Consider the following 22039-nt stretch of genomic DNA (forward strand, 5'->3'; position numbering starts at 1 on the left):
TGGGCGCGGCTCGGGTGGGTGATCGTCCGGAGTTGAGGGTGGTCGAGCGTGGTGATCGTGTTCCGTTGTCCTTTGCCCAGCGCCGGTTGTGGCTGATGGAGCGGATGGGGGCCTCCGGCCCGGTCTACAACGTCTCCACCGTGCTCAGGCTACGAGGAGTACTCGATTCGATGGCGCTGCGCTCCGCCATGGGAGACCTGGTCGAACGCCACGAGGTGCTGCGCACCCTCATCGAGTCCCATGATGGGGAACCCTTCCAGAACGTCCTTCCTGTCGGAGAGGCCCTGGAACTGCTGGAGTTCCAGGAGGAGTGCTGCGCACGGAGTGAGGCCGCGACCCTGGTGGCGCAGACCAACCAGAGCGTCTTCGACCTCTCCGCAGACCTTCCCCTTCGGGTTCGTCTCCTACGGGTCGCACCCCAGGAGACGATCCTGGTGGTGTTGGTGCATCACATCGCGACCGATGGTTGGTCCGAGGGTGTGTTGTTGGAGGATCTGCGCGCGGCCTATGAGGCGCGTGTGGAGGGTGGGGCTCCGGTTTGGGAGCCGTTGCCGGTGCAGTACGCCGACTACGCCCTCTGGCAAAGGGACCTGCTCGGTGACGCCGAGGACCCGGAAAGTCTTTTGACCGGTCATCTCCGGTTCTGGCGTTCGGCTCTGGAGGGTGTTCCCGAGGTTTCGCCCCTGCCCTTGGACCGTCCGCGTTCGGTGAACCCCTCTCAACGAGGTGGCCGGCATGTTTTTCGGATCGAACCCGCCCTGCGGAATCGGCTCCACGAACTCGCCAGGGCGCACGGATGCACCCTCTTCATGGCTCTTCAAGCCGCGATCGCCGTCACCTTGCAACGTTCCGGTGCGGGTGAGGACGTCGTGCTGGGCACCCCGGTGGCCGGGCGGACGGATCCCGCACTGGACAGACTGATGGGTTTCTTCGTCAACACCCTCGTGCTCCGCACCGACCTTTCCGGGGAACCGACCTTCGAGACGCTGCTCGAACGGGTGCGTGAGGCCGATCTGGAGGCCTTCGATCATCAGGAGATGCCGTTCGATTTGTTGGTGGAGGAGTTGAATCCCGACCGGTCCTCCGCTCACCACCCGATCTTCCAAGTGATGATGATCCTTCAGAACAACGAGACCGCGGAGCTCTCCCTCCCCGGCCTGGACATCACACCCGAGCCCTTCACGTGGGATACGGCCAAGTTCGACCTCACCTTCGCCTTCGCCGAGGTCGGGGAAGAGCTGAACGCGGTGGTCGATTACGCCACCGACCTGTTCGATCTCGACACCGTCCGAGGCCTGGCCGAGCGGTTGAACCGGGTCCTGAGCCACGTCACCGAGAACCCTGAACGCCCGGTGGCCGACATCGAGCTGCTCACGGCACGAGAGGTTCAAGAGGCGGTCGTGACCGCCAACGACACGGCCGCGGGTCACCCCGAGCGGCTCGTGCACCGTGTCTTCGAGGAAATCGCGGCGGAGCGCCCCGAGGCGGTCGCGTTGGTCTTCGAGGGCAGAAGGATCACGTACCGGGAACTCGACCAACGGGCCGACCGGTTCGCGAAGGTCCTGCGGAGCAACGGTGTGCTACCCGGCTCCCTCGTGGGTGTCCTCCTCGAACGCGGTGAGCTTCTCGCCGTCGCGCTCCTGGCGGTGCTCAAGGCCGGGGCCGGATACGTGCCCTTGGACCCGGACTTCCCCGACGCCCGACTCGTCTCCATGATCACCACCGCGGGCGCGGTCCACGTGGTCACCCGTGAGGGATTGAGCGAACGCGCCCTCGGATCATGGGACCGCGTCCTCGTGGACCTCGAACCGGGTGACGCCGCCACCGCCGTCGAATCGGACACCGGAGACCTCGCGGTCGAGGTCCCCGCGCACTCGATCGCCTGTGTCATGTTCACCTCCGGTTCCACCGGGGTTCCCAAGGGTGTGGCGGCCTCGCACACCGCGATCATCTCCACCTTCACCGGACAGGAGTACTTCTCCAGGGAGGCCGGACGGATCTGGTTGCAGTCCGCTCCCGTCTCCTGGGACGCCTTCGTCTTGGAGTTCTGGGGTGCGCTTCTGCATGGCGGCGTCTGCGTTCTACAGCCTGGCCAGGCGCCAGAGCTCCCCCGAATGGTGGAATTGGCCGACCAATACCGCACGGATACCTTCTTCCTCTCCGCGACCTTGTTCAACGTCGCGGTGGACGAGTACCCCCGCCTCTTCGCGCATGCCCGGCAGGTCTACACCGGTGGTGAGCGCGCATCGGTGGAGCACATGCGCCGCTTCCGTTCCGACCACCCCCACGTGCGCCTGCACAATGGGTACGGTCCCGTGGAGAGCATGGTCTTCACCCACCACCACCCGGTGGAGGAGGTCACGGCGGACTCCGATTCCGTACCCATCGGTGGTCTGCTACGCAACCGTCGCTGCTACGTGCTCGACGAACGTCTGCGTCCGGTCCCCACCGGGGTGCCCGGCGAGCTGTACGTGGCCGGGGACGGTCTGGCGCACGGTTACCTTGGGCGGACTTCCCTGACCTCGGAGAGGTTCGTCCCCGACCCCTTCGGGCCCTCCGGGAGCAGGATGTATCGGACCGGCGACATCGTGCGCGCCGGCTCACCCGACCGGTTCGAATACCTGGGCCGTTCCGATGACCAGGTCAAGATCCGCGGATTCCGGATCGAACCCGGAGAGCTACAGGCCGCGGTCACCGCCCTTCCCGGGGTCGCCCAGGCCGTGGTGACCGCGGACGAGGATCACACCGGTGTCCTGCGGCTGGTCGTCTACGCCGTGCCGGCCGCGGGCCACGAGATCGTCCCCACCGGTATCCGTTCCTCCCTCACCGCCACCCTTCCCTCGCACATGGTGCCCTCGGCGGTCGTCGTCTTGGACGCCCTCCCCATCGGAGCCAACGGAAAGTTGGACAGGCGTTCGCTGCCCCGGCCGGACTTCGATGCGTTCACCCACGAGTTCCGCGCGCCTCGCAACCCCCGTGAGGAAATCCTGTGCGGCTTGTTCACGGCTGTGCTGGGGCTGGAGAGAGTCGGTGTCGACGATTCCTTCTTCGACCTGGGTGGACACTCTCTCCTGGCGACACGTCTTCTGGCGCGTATCCGTTCGGTGCTCGGTGTGGACATGAGCCTGAGGGCTCTGTTCGAGGCTCCCACCGTCTCCGGGCTGGCCCGAGTGATCGAGTCCGAGGAGCACACGACCACGCGGCCCAGCGTGTTCTCGATGGACCGGCCGGATCGGCTTCCGCTCTCCTTCGCCCAACGCCGGCTCTGGTTCCTGCACCAGGTCGAGGGGCAGGAGCGTGCTTACAACATTCAGACCGTGATCCCTCTGAAGGAGACACCCGACCCCGAAGCCTGGGCTCTGGCGTTGCGTGACGTGGTCGAGCGACACGAGGCCCTGCGCACGGTCTTCCCCGCGAGCCAGGGCGAGCCCCACCAGCTCGTCACCGATGGCTCCGATGTCGTGCTCCAGGTTCGAGACTGCCCCGTGCGGGACGCCCCCGAGGTCCTTCGGGACATCGACGCCCACGTTTTCGACCTGGAGAATGGTCCGCTCCTGCGCGCCGATCTGCTGGTCGACGACACCGGCGGGGGCGCCTTGGTGCTGTTGATGCACCACATCGTCGGTGACGGGTGGTCGTTGGCACCGCTGACCAAGGATCTGGAGCGCGCCTACGCGGCACGCAAGAGAGGTATCGCCTCCGACCAGCGTCCGCTCCCCGTGCAGTACGCCGACTACACGCTTTGGCAGCGTGAACTGCTGGGTGAGGTCACCGACCCGGACTCCCTCTTCGCGATCCAGACCCGTTTTTGGACGGACACGCTCAGCGGGCTCCCGGAGGTCACGCAATGGCCACTGGACTTCCCCCGCCCGGCGGAGGCCCGGTACGAGGGCCACACGGTCACGGCCATCGTCGACGAGGAGACCCACCAAGGCCTGGTTCGCGTCGCTCGCGAGCACGACTGCACCCTTTTCATGGTGATCCACGCGGCTCTGGTGACCGTACTCAGCAGGATGGGCGTAGGCGAGGACTTGGCGATCGGCACCCCCGTGGCGGGGCGCACGGACCCGGCCCTCGACGACCTGGTCGGGTTCTTCGTCAACACACTCGTCCTGCGCACCGACGTGTCGGGGAATCCGACCCTGTCCGGTCTGCTCGCCTCGGTCAGGGAAACCGATCTCGCCGCCTTCGATCACCAGGACATCCCGTTCGAGCAGGTCGTGGAGGCGGTCAACCCCGTTCGGAGCAACGCGTACCATCCGCTCTTCCAGGCGATGCTCTCGCTGGTCACGGACGAGGTCTCCGGTGGGGAAGAGGGCGACGAACAGAGCTCCTACCGTAGGGCCGACGTCGACACCGCCAAGTTCGACCTGGACTTCACCTATGGCGGTCACACCGCGGGGGCCGGAAGCCCCGCCGTGGTGAGCCTGGAGTACGCCACGGACCTGTTCGAGGAAGACACCGCACGAGCCCTGCTGGAACGCCTGATCACCGTGATGAGGCTGTTCGGCGAGGACATGGACCACCGTCTGAACGAACTCGACGTGCTGACGGCGGACGAGGACCCACGGCGACAGACGGACCCGGTTCCGGACCAGCGGCCGCGCGCCGGATTCCTCGACCGCTTCGAGGAGCAGGTGCTGCTGCGCCCCGATCATGTCGCGATCGTCCACCGCGGGCTGTCCCTGAGCTACGCGGAGCTCGGGGCTCGCGCAGACCGTCTCGCCCACATCCTGCACACGGCGGGGTATGGGGATGGGCGTCCGATCCCCCTCCTCATGGACAGGACGGACGAGCACCTCACCGCGCTCTTGGCACTGCTCAAGATCGGTGCGCCCTACCTGCCGCTGGACCCCCGTCACCCGGCGGCCCGCCTCGCGGACATCGTCCAAGAGGCGGGAGCGCGCCTGGTGATCACCGACGATGAACGTCTCGGCAACGAGGTCCGGACCGAGACCGACGCGGTCGTGGCCGTGGAGAGGTTCGAAGACCTGCTCGCCCGACCGGTCCCTTCCGTCCGGGGCCCGCTCCCCGACCCCGGACCGAACGCCCCCGCCTACCTCGTCTACACCTCGGGCTCCACCGGACGTCCCAAGGGTGTCCTGGTCGGACGGGACCACCTCGCCTACCTCATGGAGGCACTGGAGGAGGTCGGCTACTACCTGGACGAACCCGCGGTCAGCGCTTGGACGGCCAATCCCGCGTTCGATGCCTCCGTGCAACAGTGGGGGCCGATCTGCCGCGGTGACACGGTCCTGGTCGTGGACGACCCCACCCGCGATGACCCAAAGGCCTTGGCCGAGGAGTTGAGGAGACACAAGGTCACCTACCTGGATTTGACCCCTACCTTCTGGGAGATGTCCAGGGAGAGCCTGGTGTCGGTGCCCGACTCGAAGTCGAGGTTGCGCCTGACCATGGGCGGCGAGGCCTGCGGGGCCCAGATCTGGGAGGAGCTCGCCGCCGCGGAGTACATCGACGCGTTCAACACGTACGGCCCCACGGAGACGACCGTCGAAGTCACCGTCACACCGATCCAGGGGGCCTACCCGCACATCGGACACCCCCTCCCCGGAATCCGCGCCTACGTCCTGGACGAAGGGCTGCGGCCTCTGCCCACGGGCGTGATCGGCGAGTTGTACATCGCTGGCGAGGGCGTGAGCCTGGGCTACCTGGGCCGGTCGGACCTCACCTCCGGGCGCTTCCTGCCCGACCCCTTCGGGGCCCCGGGGAGCAGGATGTACCGCACCGGTGACCGAGTCTCCCGTGGCGTTCGCGAAGAGCTCCGCTACCACGGTAGGTCCGACGATCAGGTCAAGATCCGGGGCCTTCGGATCGAACCCGGTGAGATCGCCGCTGTGCTCGCGGGGCATCCGGGGGTCTCCTCCGCCGTCGTGGTGGTGCGTGAGGACCGGCCGGGAGATCCACGCCTGGTCGCCTACGTCATCGCGGAAACCGGTCGCGAAGCCGAGCCCCGGGCGCTCAGGGCGCACGCCGCCCGATCGCTGCCGGAGTACATGGTCCCCGCAGCCATCGAAGTGGTCGAGGCCTTCCCCCTGAACCCCAACGGCAAGCTCGACCAGTCCGCGCTCCCCGTTCCCCGGTACACGCCCACGAAGGTCGGAAGGCCGCCGAGCAACGCGCGAGAGGCCGCTCTGTGCGCCTTGTTCGCGGAGGTCCTCGGATTGGGCCGGGTCGGCGTCGACGATTCCTTCTTCGACCTGGGGGGTCACTCCCTGCTGGCCGCGAGGCTGGTCGGTAGAGCCGAGGCCGAGCTCGGGCTCCAGATCAAGGTCAGGGACGTGTTCCGGGCTCCCACGGTCGTGGGACTGCTCGCCGAGGCACCGGCCCTTGAAAGCGCCGGTAAGGGGGCCCTGGACGTCTTACTGCCGCTCAACACCGGGGGGTCGCGCCCGCCGCTCTTCTGCGTGCACCCGGGCATGGGAATGGCCTGGTGTTACTCGGGCCTGGTCCGACACCTAGGGGAGGACCAACCGTTGTACGGCTTGCAGACCCGGGCGTTCACGACACCGGGCGCACTCCCCGACAGCGTCGCCGAGATCGCCGAAGAATACCTCGATCGAGTCCGGACCGTCGCACCGCACGGCCCCTACCGGTTGTTGGGCTGGTCCTTCGGAGGGTTGGTGGCCCACGAGATGGCCGTAAGGCTCCAAGCCGTGGGTGAGGAGGTCGAACTCCTCGGCCTCATGGATTCCTATCCGGTACCGCCTGGCGCCGAACGGACCGACTTCACGCAGTCGGAGGTGCTGGGCATGATGCTGGACGCCCCGGTCCCTCCCGACCTTGGCGGAGATTTGAGTCGCGCGGCGGTGGTACGCGAACTTCGCGCACAGGACCCGGTTCTGGCCGGGTTCGAGGAGCCCGATCTGTTCACCCTCGTGGGGGCCGCCATCAACCACGCCGTGGTGATGAACCGCCACACCCCCGGTGTCTTCACCGGGGACACGATCTTCCTCCGTGCATCGCATGGAAGGAGTCAGGACTCGACACGAGTCGAGTCCTGGAACGCGCACATCGACGGTCGAGTCGACGTCCACGAAATCGACGCCACGCACATGGGCATGGCACGTCCGGAGCCGTTGGCGGCCATCGGTCGACTGTTGTCCGCGCACATCGAGCACAACCCCTTTGAACAGTTGAGGAGTCGATCATGACGAACCCCTTCGACAAGGCCGAGGGCACCTTCCACGTGGTGGTCAACAACGAGGACCAGCACTCCCTGTGGCCCACCTTCGCCCCGATTCCGGAGGGCTGGAATGCCGTCTCCGGCCCCGACACCCGTGATGCCTGCCTTCGCTACGTCGAGGAGAACTGGACCGACATCCGGCCCCGGAGCCTGACCACGGTCTGAACGCCACTTCCCGAACACCCTCTGGTGCGGGCCCAGGACATGGGCCCGCACCCGGGCAGAGGACGGCATGGACACCCCAGCCCTCCTGATCCCCCCGAGTTCACGAACGAGAGCTGAGTCCCGATCGCCATGGCTGTGCAGAGTAAACCGAAACCCGCCCCTCCCCCTCGTCTAGGTAGAAATTTCCACCGATTCTGGGTGGGAAGCATGAGCAGTAACATGGCCGATGGCGTCATGGCGACGGTGTTGCCTCTGATGGCGGCCATGTTCACCAACGATCCGGTATTGGTCGCCGGTCTCGCCTTCGTCCGATTCCTGCCGTGGTTGCTGTTCGGTCTGTTCGTCGGGGCTCTGGTCGATCGCCTTGATCGAGGCAAGGTCATGATCACCGTGAACGTGGTGCGCGCCGTCACCCTGGCGCTCCTCGCCGTCGTGGTCGCCGCCGGCCGTGCCGACATCTTCACCCTCTACGTGGTGATGTTCGTGATCATGAGTTGCGAGGCCTTCTACGACATCGCCGGACGCGCGATGATGCCGGAACTGGTGGAGCGCAGATCGCTGGATCGCGCCAACAGCAGGATCGTCGGTAGCCGTGTGGTCGTCGAAGACTTCGGAGGCGCCCCGATCGGAGGCTTCCTGATCGTCGTGGCCGCCGCGCTGCCATTGGCGGTCAACGCAGGCGCCTACTTCTTGGCCGCGCTCATCCTCATCGGATTGCCGCTGTCGGCCCGACGGCCTCGGCCCTCCACCTCACACGAGTCCGCCGACGTGACCGGAAAGCGTGCCTCGATGCTGGCATCGATGCGGGAAGGGGCTCTCTTCATCTGGAAGGATCGCCCGCTACGAGCATTGGTGGTGCACGGTTCACTGGTCGGTCTCGGTTTCATGATCCAGGCTTCGGTTCTGGTCCTGATCCTGCGTGTGCACTTTCAGATTTCCGAAGCCCTCTACGGAGTCTTCATCTCCTCTTCCGCGGTCGGTGCGTTGATCGGTGCGATGTTGGTGACCCGACTGGTGAGCACACTGGGGCGCTTCCGGGTCGAAGTGACCGCCTACACGATCATGGGGGTCGGGTGCATCGCCTTCATCCTGTCGCCCAACCTGTACTGGGCGGGGGTCTTCTGGGCCCTGATCGCGGTGGCGATGACCGTCTCCAACACCATCATCACGGGTATCGCCCAGTTGGTGATCCCCGCTGAACTTCGTGGTCGAGTCCTGGGCACCGTGCAGATCTTCGCCATGAGCTGTAGCGCGATGGGTGCGCTCCTGGGCGGTCTGCTCGGGCGCGTCGATCTCAGGTTGCCCTCTTTGGTGGGAGGGGTCCTGGTCATCGCGGCCACGATGTACTTCCTGCCGGCCCTGCGCACCATCACCCGCCGTGCCGATCAAGCGCAGGCCGAGGAGGTTCGCCGGACCGAGGATCGCCTTGAGGAGTGACCCCGCCCGAGCCGTTCCGCGATGGCGGCCCCGGGTCCGCTTTCGACCCGGCCCCGAGCCGGGGCCGGGTATCCGGTCGGGAGCGGTGGCGTCCCCCACTCGATGCTCCGTCTCCGGCCGCCGGCGTGAACCGCTGATTCTCGTCCGAACCCTTTCGGGACCCTCGTGTCGGGGCGGGAACAGGGTGGCACGGCGACCAGGGTGGCACGGTCTTGTCTTGGACGAGGCCTTTCCATGGGGACCGGTGTTCGGCCCTCGAGCCGTTACACGGATCAGGGACGGTCGGGGTCCAGAGCGGGATCGAAGGCGGTCACCAGGAAGATGCCATCCTTCTGGCTGTGCTCGAAGATCAGGGCGGTGCTGCCCACGGCCAGGACTTCGCCACCGGTGGTGCGCACCGGGATGGAGATGGCGGCCCCGCCGGTGGTGGTGATCTCGGCTTGACCGAAGTCTTCCTTGGCCTCGCCGATACGGATGAGGCAGGTGCGGCCGACGAGTTCGTGTTCGGAGTCACTCCCACGCTCGGGTGAAAACCGTTGGAACGCCATGACCACACCACTGGTGACCGCCCAGGCGGCGACCAGGGCGATGAGTAGGACGACGGCGCCCAAAGCCCACCACAACGGCGTGGAGGTGCTATCGATGAGGCTGGTCATGATGCTTCCCAACATGCTGACGAACCAGGCCGCGCCGATCAGCATGGACAGGGTCACGGTCACCGGCACCCTACCGAGCCCGACCCTGCTCACGAGCGCGCTGAGCCCGGTGGCCTCGCCATCGCCGTCCACGCTGTCGAGCAGCTCGGTGTCGGCGGCGCCGACGATCACGAAGATCCAATAGCCCAAGACCACGATGAGCATCGGCGTGAACAGCACCGTGGGGAAACCGAAGGCCGTACTCAGGAACAGGTCCATCCCGCGCACTCACTCCTTGGTGTGCCGCGGTTCCGCGCAGGTGCTGGTGGGAGGGCCTCCAGGGGCCACGTTGTCGGAACCGTGGCCGAACCCTATCGAATGATCCGGTTCAGGACCCCGCCCGGGTGTCCGTTGACCGCTTGTGGTCATGGCCGGATCCACTCTTTCGCGGGTGCTCCTTTTGACGTCATAAGGTACGGATTCTGCTACCCGGAGTATTCAAAGGGAATTTCGATCCCTTCATGTGCCTTCTTCTTGCCCCATTCTTCATCTTTCGCCCTTGGTCAATCGAACCGCTGCGCGGTTATTGCTTTCTGTGACCGTCACCCCACGGAAAGGAATCTTCGCCAGGAGAGGAGGAGTCCATGATCGGAAATGCTGAAGAAATCAGCGAAATCACGTGCCGGCGAGTCCGTGCTCGCCAAGGTTCCGGAGACGGCCGCACCGTCGCCGTCGACGATGATCCTGTGCAGGGTGTGGTGGGGGGCCCGTGGAAGAAGGTCGGACAGGAGCGTGGAAGCCTCCCGAGGGCCTCGTGCCACGCGTGAGTTCGGTCCTCGGAAGCGAGCCTCTGGGTCGATCAGGGAGGCGTAGCCCTCGACGTCTCGGAGGTTCAGGTACTCGTAGAAGAGGCGAATGTGCTCACGGCAGATGGGAGGTAAGTAAGCGCTGGTGGTGAGGTCGCATCGGGGCTCCGCCGGGTAGGGCATGGCCACTCCAAGCTTGTGGGCGGTTCGATGCCTCCACTGTGAATGATCTGGAAATCCGCTCCCTATCCTCCGGTTATCGCCGTGTTCATATGGTGTTTTTCGCAGACTGGAAAGAATGTTCTAGGGTGCGGGTGAAAGGATTATGTGATATAAGTTTGACGGTCGCCCCAGGTTTATCCTGGTGGTTGCTCATTCTGAATGGGGGCCGTGATCGACATGGTTCGAACTGGAGAGCCGGGGCGGTCACCTGTGCGGTTTCGTATCCTCGGCCCCCTGGAAGTGCTCGGCGAGGAAGGACTCATCCGGGTCCCTCCTGGGCGACAGCAGGTGGTGCTCTGCCTACTGCTCTTGGAGATCAACCGGGTGGTGCCCACCCACCGGATCGTCGACGTCCTATGGCGGGACTCCCCACCGGAAACCGCCCGCACCCAGGTTCAGATCTGTATCTCCCGGCTGCGGAAACTGCTCGGCTCGACCGGTGCGACCATCGAGACCATCCCACCCGGTTACCAGCTGCGGACCCCTCCTGAGACAGTCGATGCCCGACTTCACTCTCTCCAGGTCAAAGACGCAGCCGTCCTGCTCCGTGAGGGTCGCAAGGAAGAAGCCGCAGCCCTGCTGCGCGACACCGTCGGTCTTTGGCGTGGCACCGCTCTGAGCGGGGCCGACAACGAGGCCTTGGTCTCCGACTCGGCCCGTTTGGAAGAGGACAAGGTCGAGGCCACCGAGGCCTACCTCAACATCGAGCTCGGGCTGGGCTACCACGCACGACTGATCTCCGAGATCAGTGCGCTGGTCGAGGCCTATCCCCTTCGGGAGAATCTCCGCGCCCAACTCATGTTGGCGCTGTACCGCTCAGGACGGCAGGCCGAGGCCTTGGAGGTGTACCGTGTCGGACGTGACCTGCTCGTCGAGGAGTTGGGGATCGACCCCGGCCGCCGTCTGCGTGACATGGAGAGCGCGGTGCTGGCCGGAGACCTCGCGCTCAATCTTCCCGAGGAGGACTCGGGGCCGGTGGTACCCGCACCGGACCCGCCCCCTACGTCGACCCCCGTGGGCCGAGCGGCCCCTGATCCGATTCCCGAGCCGGCCCCCGAGACCGGCTCAGGGCCGGCCGGGCACACGGTCACACCTTTCCAACTACCGACGGCCACGGCGGACTTCGTCGGCCGAGACGACGTGGTGGGCACCGTGGAGGAGGCTCTGGTCGGTGGCGTGGGCACGGTGGGTGTGGTCGCCCTGGTGGGTCGGGCCGGAGTCGGAAAGAGTTCCACCGCCGTGCGGATCGCCCACGATCTGGCGAACCGGTGTTATCCCGATGGGCAGTTGTACTGCGATATGCGCGGAAGTCGTGAGGTTCCGCTGGAACCCGCCGATGTCCTCGCCCGTTTTCTGCGTGCTCTGGGCGTGCCCGGCCAGGGGATACCGGACGACCTTGACGAGCGCTCCGCCATGTACCGGGGTATCCTGGCCAGCCGCCGCATCCTGGTTCTGCTCGACGACGCCTTCGATGAAGGGCAGCTCCTTCCGCTCATTCCAGGTGATGCCGGTTGTGGGGTGATCATCACCTCCCGGGCCAGACTCACCGGCTTACCCGGAGCCACCCGGGTGGAAATGGACATTTTGCCGGAGGAGACCTCGTTGGAGCTCCTGGGGCGGGTTCTGGGGCGGGAACGGGTTCGGTCCGAGCCCGAGGCGGCCCGAGCACTGGTCCAAGCGGTAGGCCGTTTGCCGTTGGCCCTCCGGATCGTCGCGGCTCGGTTGGCCGCCCGCCCGCACTGGCCACTGGCCGGGATGGTGGAGCGCCTCTCGGACGAGCGGCGCCGCCTCGACGAACTCGCCCACGGGGACATGACGCTACGCGCCAGCCTGTCCCTCACCCACGATGGGCTCGACCGGCGCAGCACCCAGGTCTTCTCCCTGTTCGGATTGGCCGAAGGGCCGACCGTTCCGGCCTGGGCCGCGGGAGCCGTCCTCGATGACGACCGCCCCTTCCCCTCGGATCTGGCCGAACCTCTCGTGGACGCGCACATGCTCGATGTGGTGGGGGTGGACTCGGCGGGTGAGCCGATCTATCGCTTTCACGAACTGGTCCGTGACTACGCTCGTGAACAGTTGGCCCGTCAGGAGGAACCTCAGGAAAGGGCCAAGGCCCTGACCCGTCTGCTGGGGGGGTGGCTCGTCCTGCTCGATGAGGCCAACCGTCGACTCTTGGGCGTCGAGGCACCCCAGGTACGTGGGTACGCCCCACGTTGGTCTCCGCCTCGCAGGTACATGGATCGACTACTGGCGGACCCCTACGTCTGGTTGGAGACCGAACGTGTCAATCTGCGTCACGCGGTGACCCAGGCGGCGGAGGAGGGGTTGCCCGAACTGTGCTGGGAGTTGGCGGTGGCCCTGGCCCTGTTCCTGGACCGGCGCGGCTACGTTGACGACCTCACGAAGGTGTACGACACGGCCATGTCGTCGGTGCGGGAAAAGGGTGACCGGTTGGGTGCCGCGGCCTTGGACACCGAGGTGGGGTACCTGCTGCGGGATCGGTACGATCGGCCCGCCCGGGAACACCTGATGGAGAAGGCCTTGGCGGAGTTCGTCGAGCTCGGTCATCGGCACGGGGAGATGATGGCCCGGTCTCACCTGGCCTTCCGAAGAAGGTCGGAGCGGGACTACACGGGCGCGATCGAGTATGGAGAGCAGGCGTTGGCGGGTTTCGTCGACCTTGGCGATCGGACCGGGCAACGGCGTTGCCTGCTTCTCCTGGGCAATCTGAGGGTGCGCACCGGAGACGGTGAACGAGGTTGGGCGGAGCTTCGGGAGGCCCTGAGCCTGGCGGAACGAGTCGGTGATCTGCGGGGCCGGGCCCAGGCCCACTGGTGGATAGGTCGGTCCCACTTGTACTCGCAGGAGACCGAGGCGGCCGTGGAACAGCTGACCACGGCTCTGGAGTTGGTTCGCCGGATCAACGATCCAAAGGGTGAGGCGGCCCTGCTGCAGAGCCTGGGTGAGGCCTATCTCGCCCAAGGGCAGAAGGAGAGCGGGCGTTCGGTGTTGCTTCAGGCGCTGGCCCTGTACGAGGAGTTGCGGGACGAGGAGAGCCACCCAGAGATCAGGCGGATCTTGGCGGAGTCGAGTTGAGGCGGGATCACCCCTTGTCCCAGTCGTCGTTGGTCCCGTGGTCGCCGCACGGGCTCGGGTCACAGACACCTCCCGTGGCGGAGGAGTGGGAAAGACCGGAGGACTGGACCGATACGGCCGTGGCCTGAGCCAGAAGGGAGTGGGTTTCGGAGGCGGAGGGGTCCGAAGCCAGGGCGGGGGAGAGTCCGAGGATGGAGAAGGCGGCGGTAGCGGTGAGGGTGAGGGCCAGGTGGGAGAAGCGCATCTCTAACTCCTGTCGTGTTCGTCGTATCCGTTGTTCTTTGATGTCTCCAAGCTAGGAAGGGGCACCGTTCTCGGCCTTATCTCCGGGCTATCGGCGCCTTGTCCTTCCAGGTCATCGCGGTCGAACAGAGGGGACGTCGAACGGGACCCGGGGCCGGGACGCCCCGCTGACGCGTCACCGATACCGTCATCTCCCCGCCGGCCCCGGCTTCAGGCGGTTCACCGTCAACGCGTTGGTCTGCGCCATCTTGATGACTCTGTGCCGCGACCAGATCTGCGGCGTTCTCGCGATCGTGTTCGCGGCGATCACGATGAGCAAGGAACACGAACCCATGGAGCAAGAGTGCTCTCTGCGTTACGCGTGGACGACGATGGGGATCGGTCTCGCGATCACCGTGGTCCTGGTGATCCTCTACTTCCTGTTCATCGGTGCCATGGCCTCCACCTACTGACCTGGAAGGCTCGTGGGACACGGGAGAAGGCCGCACCCGGATCGGGCGCGGCCTTTCCCATCCTGCGTGGGAGGATCAGCTCGGCTGAACCGACTCCTCGGCCTTCTTGGTGGTCACGGTCAGGTTGCCGAGGCTTTCGTCCACGTCCACCAGCACGGTGTCGCCCTCGGTCAGTGCACCGGAGAGCAGTTCCCGGGCCAGCGGGTCGCCGATCGAGGACTGCACCAGGCGGCGCAATGGACGGGCGCCGTAGTTCGGGTCGTAGCCGGTCAGCGCCAACCACTCGCGGGCACCGGCGGTGACCTCCAGGTCGAGTCTGCGGTCGGCCAGACGCTTGGCCAGTCTGTCCACCTGCAGGTCCACGATCCGGGTCAGGTCCTCGGTGGACAGCGCGTCGAACATGATGACGTCGTCCAGGCGGTTGAGGAACTCGGGCTTGAAGGTCGCGCGCACCACGTCCATCACACGGTCTCGGCGCACCGACTCCTCCAGCGACTGGTCCACCAGGAACTGCGAGCCCAGGTTCGAGGTCAGGATGAGAATGGTGTTGCGAAAGTCCACCTGACGTCCTTGACCGTCGGTCAGCCGGCCGTCGTCCAGGACCTGGAGCAGGGTGTCGAACACCTCCAGGTGGGCCTTTTCCACCTCGTCCAGCAGTACCACGGTGTAGGGGCGGCGGCGCACCGCCTCGGTCAGTTGACCACCCTCCTCGTAGCCCACGTACCCGGGGGGAGCACCCACCAGGCGCGACACCGAGTGCTTCTCGGAGTACTCGCTCATGTCGATGCGCACGATGGCGCGCTCGTCGTCGAACAGGAACTCCGCCAGCGCCTTGGCCAGCTCGGTCTTACCGACACCGGTCGGACCCAGGAACAGGAACGAACCGGTGGGCCGGTCGGGGTCGGAGATACCGGCGCGGGCACGGCGCACCGCGTCGGACACGGCGGCCACCGCCTCCTTCTGCCCGATCAACCGTCGTCCCAGTTCCTCCTCCATGCGCAGCAGCTTGGAGGTCTCCCCCTCCATCAAACGGCCCACGGGGATACCCGTCCACGCCGAGACGACGTCGGCGACCTCGTCGGCGCCCACCTCGTCCTTGACCATGGTGTCGGTCTGGTCCGCGGCGCTTTCCTCGGCCTGGGACGCCTCCTCGATCTGCCTTTCCAGCTGAGGGATGTCCCCGTACATCAGCCGGGAGGCCTCTTCGAAGCGGCCCTCGCGCTCGGCCAACTCGGCCTTGGTGCGCAGTTCGTCCAGCTGCCCCTTGAGTTCACCGACCCGGTTCAGTCCGGCCTTCTCCTGTTCCCAGCGGGCCACCAGGCCGTTGAGCTGCTCCTGCTTGTCGGCCAAGTCCGCGCGCAACCGATCCAGGCGCTGTCGACTCGCGGCGTCCGATTCCTTGTCGAGCGCCATCTCCTCCATCTTGAGGCGGTCGACGGTGCGGCGCAGTTCGTCGATCACCACTGGGCTGGAGTCGATCTCCATGCGCAGTCGAGACGCGGCCTCGTCGATGAGGTCGATGGCCTTGTCCGGCAGGAAACGCGCGGTGATGTAGCGGTCCGACAGGGTGGCCGCGGCGACCAGCGCGGAGTCGGAGATCTGCACCTTGTGGTGCGCCTCGTAGCGCCCCTTGAGGCCGCGCAGGATCGCGATGGTGTCGGTGGCCGAGGGTTCGCCGACGAGCACCTGCTGGAAGCGGCGCTCCAAGGCGGGGTCCTTCTCGATCTTCTCCCGGTACTCGTCCAGGGTGGTGGCACCGACCATGCGCAGTTCACCACGGGCCAGCATGGGCTTGAGCATGTTGCCCGCGTCCATGGCGCCCTCGGCGGCGCCCGCGCCCACCATGGTGTGCAGTTCGTCGATGAACGTGATGATCTGGCCCTCGGACTCCTTGATCTCCTGCAGTACCGCCTTGAGCCGTTCCTCGAACTCACCCCGGTACTTGGCGCCCGCGACCATCGCGGACAGGTCCAGGCTGATCAGGCGCTTACCGAGCAAGGACTGGGGCACGTCGCCGGCCACGATGCGCTGGGCCAGGCCCTCCACGACGGCGGTCTTGCCCACACCCGGTTCACCGATCAGCACGGGGTTGTTCTTGGTGCGTCGGCTGAGCACCTGAATGACCCGACGGATCTCGCCGTCTCGGCCGATGACCGGGTCGACCTTGCCCTCACGGGCCCGTTCGGTGAGGTCCACACCGAACTTCTCCAGCGACTGATAGGTGTCCTCGGGGTTCTCCGAGGTGATCCGGCCGGTGCCGCGCACCCGCTCGAAGGCCTCCAAGAGCTGCTCCGGGGTGGCTTCCATGTCCTTGAGCAACCGGGAGGCCTCGCCACCGTCGGTGGCCAGCCCCACCAACAGGTGTTCGGTGGAGACGTACTCGTCCTCCATCTGCTGCGCACGCTGGGCTGCGGTGTTGAGGGAAACGATGAGTTGGCGTGAGGAACTGGGAGAACTCACCGTGGAACCCGCCGCCTTGGGCAGGGCACCGATGGCCGTCTCGACCTTGTCCTTGAGCTGGTCGGGGTTCACCCCGACCTCCTTGAGCAAGGGGCGGGTGATGCCCTCGGCTTGGTCCAGCAGGGCGTTGAGAAGGTGCAAGGGCTCGGTTTGAGGGCTGCCGTCGGTGGTGGCCTGACGGATGGCAGCGGCCAGGGCCTCTTGGCTTTTCTGGGTGAGCTTGTAGTTCATGGCCTGGTGACTCCTTTCGCATTTAAGGTCACTCAGAGTGATAATAGGTGGCCGACTCCTGCGCCGAAGGCCTAGAGCCCGTGGGCCCGAACCCGTTGATCCGGTCCCTGCCTATTGCCCCGACTGGCCCGATTCACGGGTGTCGCCGGTGTTCCCGAGCCCGCTGCCCCGCTCGGGGCGCTCGTCCGGGTCGGCCGTGTTGAAGATCGTCACGCGGGTGCGGCGCACCAGCTCCCCACGGACCGGCACACCCTCGGAGTGGGCCGGGCGGCCGCGCCGGGAGACCGCCCGGCGTGCCGCCTCGAGTTCGTTGGCGAGGTGGAAGACCTGCTCTTGTAGCTGTTCCACCTCGTGCTCCAGTTCCAGGATCCGTTTGATCCCGGCCAGGTTGACGCCTTCCTCCTGGGACAGGCGCTGCACCTGGCGCAGTGTCTGCACGTCACGCATGGAGTAACGCCGGCCTCGCCCGGACGCGCGTCCGGGCGAAACGATCCCCAACCGGTCGTACTGGCGCAGTGTCTGCGGATGCATTCCGGCCAGTTCCGCGGCCACGGAGATCACGTAGACCGGGGCGTCGACTCCGAAGGAAGGATCGTTCACGTCGTTCACGCGCCCTTCGCCCGCGCTTCGAGCCCCTCACGCGGGTCGTAGTCCGACGTCGCGGCTCGGAACTTCTCCAGTGCCTCGCGCGCGTCGCCGTTGAGTGTCTGCGGCACCTTGACCTCGAAGGTGACCAGCATGTCGCCGATGGTGCCGTCCTTGCGAGTGGCGCCCTTGCCGCGAACCCGCAGCGTGCGCCCGTTCTGGGTACCCGGCGGGACCTTCACGGTCACCGGAAAGCCTCCCAAGGTGGGGACCCGGACGTCGGCGCCCAAAGCCGCCTCCGGGAAGGTCACGGGGACGGTGATGGTGACGTTGTCGCCGCTCTTGCCGAACACCGGATGATCCTTCACGTGGACGACGACGTACAGGTCACCGGCGGGGCCGCCGTGCTCGCCCGGCGCACCCTTGCCCTTGAGCCGGATCCGCTGTCCGTCGGAGACGCCGCCGGGGATCCTGGCCTGGATGCTTCGGGTGCTCTTACCGCGCCCACTGCCGGAGCAGGTGGGGCAGGGGTCATCGACCACGAGGCCGCGTCCCTTGCACTCACCGCACGGTTCGGACAGCGAGAAGCCGCCCAAATTGGTGTTCTCGTGCCCGGTGCCGGTGCACTTGGGGCATACTCGCGGGGCGCTGCCGGCGCGCGCGCCCGTGCCCTTACAGGTGGCACAGGGCGCTTCGCTGCTCAGACGGAACGAACGGGTCACCCCCTCCGCCGCCTCGCGGAAGTTCAGTGTGGTCTCGGTCTCGATGTCGGCTCCGCGTCGGCTCCGGGTCGCCTGACCAGCACGGCCGCGATTGCCGAACAGCCCACCGAACAGATCGCTCAGACGCTCGCCACCGGAGGCGCCCGTGGGACCCTGACCGAAGATGTCGCTCATGTCGAAGCCGCCCGGACCCGTGCCTCCACCGGGCCGATACGAGCCGCCGAACATCGAACGCGCCTCGTCGTACTCCTTACGGCGTTTCTCGTCGGACAGGACGTTGTACGCCTCGGAGATCTCCTTGAAGCGTTCCTCCGCCTTGGGGTCGTCCCGGTTGGCGTCGGGATGGTTCTCTCGGGCCAGCTTGCGGTAGGACGAACGGATCTCGTCCTTGGTGGCGGTCTTTGAGACTCCGAGGACCTTGTAGTAGTCCTTCTCCAGGTAGTCCTTGGTGCTCATCGACTGGTGCCTTCTCCCCGCTGGTGCCGATTGCGTCCGATGTTTCCACGTGGTCCCGTCCCGCCCAGGGGCGGGGTGGGCCTGGCGGCCGTGACCGACGATCCCACGTCGGCCACGGCCACAGGTCTTACTTGTCGTCCTCGCCGTTCTCGGCGGAGGTGTCGGTCCCGGTGGCCTCCTCTGAAGCCTCCGGAGCCTCACCCGTGGGGTCCCCGACGACCACGCGAGCCGGACGGAGCACCCTTTCACCTATGCGGTACCCGGGCTGGTACACCTCGATCACCGTCTGAACGGAGACGTTCGGGGCCGGAACCAGGGTGAGGGCCTCGTGCACGTTCGGGTCGAACTCGTCGCCCTGCTCGCCGTACTTCTCCAAGCCCAGCTTGGTGGCGGTGGCCTCCAAAGACTCACTCACCGCCTTGAACCCGCCGGTGAGCTCCTCGTGCTCACGGGCACGACCGATGTCGTCCAGGATCGGCAGCAGTTCGCCGAGGACCTGGGCGGTGGCGACCTCACGGACGGCCACACGGTCGCGCTCGACCCGTTTGCGGTAGTTGGAATACTCCGCCTGCACCCGCTTGATGTCGTTGGTGAGTTCGATGACCCGCTCGTCGGCGTTGATCGCCTGGCTCACCACTTCTTCGGGGGTGTCCGGAACCTCGGGGATGTCCTCGCCCTCGTCCTCGACCTCGGCCTCGACGACCTCGGGCTCCTCGGAGCCGGTCTCCTTGGCCTTGGGGTCGCGGACCTCACCGGTCTCGGGATCGATCCTGCGATTGTCACGGATCACCGGACCCTGGGTCTGGTCGCCGTTCTCGGGATCGTTCTTATCCGATTGCGCCATGTCCGACGCTTCCTCCTTCCTCGCCTCTCACCGGACTCAGACTCAGGAACCCTTCTGGTCGCCCTTGCCGTTGTCCTCGTCGACGATCTCGGCGTCCACGACGTCGGCGTCCTCGGAGGAGGCGTCCGTGCCCTCACCACCGGGCTGGGCGGCGTCCTCACCCTGCTGGCCCTGGCTGTAGATGGCCGAGCCGATCTTCTGGCTGGCCAGGGCGACCTTCTCACTGGCGCTGCGGATGGCCTCGGTGTCGGTGCCCTCCAAGGCGGTCTTCAGTTCCGCGACGGCCGTTTCGGTCTCGGAACGCACGTCCGCCGGGATCTTGTCCTCGTTGTCCTTGATGACCTTCTCGGTCTGGTAGACGAGGGACTCGGCGTTGTTGCGGACCTCGGCCTCCTCGCGGCGCTTGCGGTCCTCCTCCGCGTACTGCTCCGCCTCACGGACCATCTTGTCGATGTCGTCCTTGGACATCGCCGAACCACCGGAGATGGTGACGGTCTGCTCCTTGCCGGTACCCAGGTCCTTGGCGGTGACGTTGACGATGCCGTTGGCGTCGATGTCGAAGGTGACCTCGATCTGCGGAACGCCGCGCGGCGCCGGGGGCAGACCGGTCAGGTCGAAGACGCCCAGCTTCTTGTTGTACTGAGCGATGTCGCGCTCGCCCTGGTACACCTGGATCTGCACGGACGGCTGGTTGTCGTCGGCGGTCGTGAAGATCTCCGAGCGCTTGGTCGGGATGGTGGTGTTGCGTTCGATGAGCTTGGTGAACACGCCACCCTTGGTCTCGATGCCCAGGGACAGCGGGGTGACGTCCAGCAGCAGGACGTCCTTGACCTCGCCCTTGAGCACACCGGCCTGCAACGAGGCACCGATGGCCACGACCTCGTCGGGGTTGACGCCCTTGTTGGGCTCCTTGCCGCCGGTCAGCTCCTTGACCAGGTCGATGACGGCGGGCATACGAGTGGAGCCACCGACCATGACCACGTGGTGGATCTCGCTCAGCTGGATGCCGGCGTCCTTGATGACCTGCTGGAACGGGGTCTTGGTCCGCTCGACCAGGTCGGCGGTCAGACGCTGGAACTCGGCACGGGTGAGCTTCTCGTCCAGGTGCAGCGGGCCCTCGGCCGAGGCCGTGATGTAGGGCAGGTTGATCTGTGTCTCGCTGGAGCTGGACAGCTCGATCTTGGCCTTCTCGGCGGCCTCGCGCAGACGCTGCAGCGCCATCTTGTCCTTGGCCAGGTCGACGCCGTTGGAGTTCTTGAACTTCTCGACCAGCCAGTCCACGACCTTCTGGTCCCAGTCGTCACCACCGAGGTGGTTGTCGCCGTTGGTGGCCTTGACCTCCACGACACCGTCACCGACCTCCAACAGGGAGACGTCGAAGGTGCCACCACCGAGGTCGTAGACCAGGATCGTGGCCTCGTCCTCCTTCTCCAGGTGGTAGGCGAGGGCGGCCGAGGTCGGCTCGTTGATGATGCGCAGGACGTTCAGACCCGCGATGGTGCCGGCCTCCTTGGTGGCCTGGCGCTGGGAGTCACTGAAGTAGGCCGGCACGGTGATGACCGCGTCGGTGACGTCCTCACCCAGGTAGGCCTCGGCGTCGCGCTTGAGCTTTTGCAGGATGAAAGCGCTGATCTGCTGGGGGTTGAAGTCCTTGTCGTCGATCTTCACCGACCAGTCGGTGCCGATGTGGCGCTTGACCGAGCGGATCGTCCGGTCGACGTTGGTGACGGCCTGACGCTTGGCCACCTCACCGACGAGTACCTCGCCGTTCTTGGCGAACGCCACGACCGAAGGGGTGGTGCGGGAGCCCTCGGCGTTGGTGATGACCGTGGGTTCGCCGCCTTCTAGGACCGCGACACACGAGTTCGTCGTACCGAGGTCGATTCCGACCGCACGTGCCATGTTGGTTCCTCCGTCAAAGTTGAGTCTTTCAGGCGTAAGTTTGCTTCGTCTGGTGTTGGCTGTCAAATCAGTTGAGTCGACCAGACTCAATCCACTTCCTACGGTTTGACAACGCTCCGATGCGCCAGTGTGTTCCCGGCCTGGGTGATTTTCGGTGAGGGTGGGGGCGAACTCCGGGACGAGTCGGGGGCATCCTCGATTCGAAGAACAGGGGAGGTCGGGGAGATCTCAGGGTGGGGCAGGGGGCACATGACCGGTGAACTCACCGATGTTCGGAGGCGCACTCGGGGTCCGGCATCGGATTACATAGGAGGGGTGGGGCGGCGCGCCCGAAAGGGGTGATGTGCCCGAAGAGGTTCGGTCGGGCCCGTGTGACCCCGCTGAAGTCAGGGCCGGCTACGGTGGGCTCGCGTGAGTGGTCCCACGGCCACGTCGCGCGTCAAGGAAAAGCGAAGAGTGTGCGGGTGAGGGGCCGACGCCGCACCTTTGGGGCCTGATGGTCCGGGGTGGTGGCGGTCAGGCTATTACTCGCTAGTAACATGTATGAGGACCATCGGTGTGTGGCGCACCGGATGACAA

The 22039-nt window shown here is 66.1% G+C and carries 13 protein-coding genes; 5 read left to right on the plus strand and 8 right to left on the minus strand.

Translation table 11 applies throughout. The annotated features are described in order from the left end of the window. The first annotated feature begins 65 nt into the window (after positions 1–65). From D472_RS24745 to D472_RS24750, 3 genes are all read left to right on the plus strand, one after another. A complete protein-coding gene (locus D472_RS24745) occupies positions 66–7172 on the plus strand; it encodes an amino acid adenylation domain-containing protein (protein WP_161625093.1) in 7107 nt (2368 codons plus the stop codon). Beyond that, positions 7169–7369, plus strand: a complete 201-nt coding sequence (locus D472_RS0103185) for an MbtH family protein (RefSeq protein ID WP_017603058.1) — start codon at positions 7169–7171, stop codon at positions 7367–7369. Before D472_RS24745 ends, D472_RS0103185 begins: the two co-directional genes overlap by 4 nt. Positions 7370–7498: 129 nt before the next feature. After that, positions 7499–8806 carry an MFS transporter gene (locus D472_RS24750; RefSeq protein ID WP_033303065.1) on the plus strand — a complete coding sequence of 436 codons (1308 nt, stop codon included), beginning with the start codon at positions 7499–7501 and terminating at the stop codon, positions 8804–8806. 272 nt (positions 8807–9078) lie between these two features. Here D472_RS24750 and D472_RS0103195 read toward each other — a convergent pair whose 3' ends face one another. Continuing rightward, a complete protein-coding gene (locus D472_RS0103195; protein ID WP_017603060.1) occupies positions 9079–9720 on the minus strand; it encodes an OB-fold-containig protein in 642 nt (213 codons plus the stop codon). 323 nt (positions 9721–10043) lie between these two features. Beyond that, positions 10044–10430, minus strand: a complete 387-nt coding sequence (locus D472_RS0103200) for a nuclear transport factor 2 family protein (RefSeq protein WP_017603061.1) — start codon at positions 10428–10430, stop codon at positions 10044–10046. Positions 10431–10679: 249 nt separating this feature from the next. Here D472_RS0103200 and D472_RS0103205 point away from each other — a divergent pair, with 249 nt between their 5' ends. Beyond that, positions 10680–13565 carry an AfsR/SARP family transcriptional regulator gene (locus tag D472_RS0103205; protein WP_017603062.1) on the plus strand — a complete coding sequence of 962 codons (2886 nt, stop codon included), beginning with the start codon at positions 10680–10682 and terminating at the stop codon, positions 13563–13565. Positions 13566–13572: 7 nt separating this feature from the next. On the opposite strand, the gene D472_RS0103210 is transcribed toward D472_RS0103205, so the two are convergent. Then, positions 13573–13809: a hypothetical protein gene (locus tag D472_RS0103210; RefSeq protein WP_017603063.1), complete on the minus strand. Its 237-nt coding sequence runs from the start codon at positions 13807–13809 to the stop codon at positions 13573–13575. Between the two features lie 232 nt (positions 13810–14041). Here D472_RS0103210 and D472_RS0103215 point away from each other — a divergent pair, with 232 nt between their 5' ends. Then, positions 14042–14260 (plus strand): hypothetical protein, encoded by a 219-nt coding sequence (locus tag D472_RS0103215; RefSeq protein WP_017603064.1) that lies wholly within the window; start codon positions 14042–14044, stop codon positions 14258–14260. 75 nt (positions 14261–14335) lie between these two features. Here the strand turns inward: D472_RS0103215 and clpB are convergent, their stop codons facing one another. The 5 genes from clpB to dnaK all read right to left on the minus strand — a co-directional run bounded on the left by clpB (position 14336) and on the right by dnaK (position 21460). Then, positions 14336–16951 (minus strand): ATP-dependent chaperone ClpB, encoded by a 2616-nt coding sequence (gene clpB, locus D472_RS0103220; RefSeq protein WP_017603065.1) that lies wholly within the window; start codon positions 16949–16951, stop codon positions 14336–14338. 111 nt (positions 16952–17062) lie between these two features. Further along, positions 17063–17560 (minus strand): heat shock protein transcriptional repressor HspR, encoded by a 498-nt coding sequence (locus tag D472_RS0103225; protein ID WP_017603066.1) that lies wholly within the window; start codon positions 17558–17560, stop codon positions 17063–17065. Next, positions 17557–18714 carry a molecular chaperone DnaJ gene (dnaJ, locus tag D472_RS0103230; protein ID WP_017603067.1) on the minus strand — a complete coding sequence of 386 codons (1158 nt, stop codon included), beginning with the start codon at positions 18712–18714 and terminating at the stop codon, positions 17557–17559. The genes D472_RS0103225 and dnaJ overlap by 4 nt, the downstream gene beginning before the upstream one ends. 127 nt (positions 18715–18841) lie before the next feature. Next, entirely contained in the window at positions 18842–19558 is a 717-nt protein-coding gene (gene grpE / locus D472_RS0103235) for a nucleotide exchange factor GrpE (RefSeq protein ID WP_017603068.1), read from the minus strand. 42 nt (positions 19559–19600) lie between these two features. Then, positions 19601–21460: a molecular chaperone DnaK gene (gene dnaK / locus D472_RS0103240; RefSeq protein ID WP_017603069.1), complete on the minus strand. Its 1860-nt coding sequence runs from the start codon at positions 21458–21460 to the stop codon at positions 19601–19603. Positions 21461–22039: the final 579 nt, after the last annotated feature.

Source organism: Nocardiopsis alkaliphila YIM 80379 (genome assembly GCF_000341005.1).
In the GTDB taxonomy this organism is placed as follows: domain Bacteria; phylum Actinomycetota; class Actinomycetes; order Streptosporangiales; family Streptosporangiaceae; genus Nocardiopsis; species Nocardiopsis alkaliphila.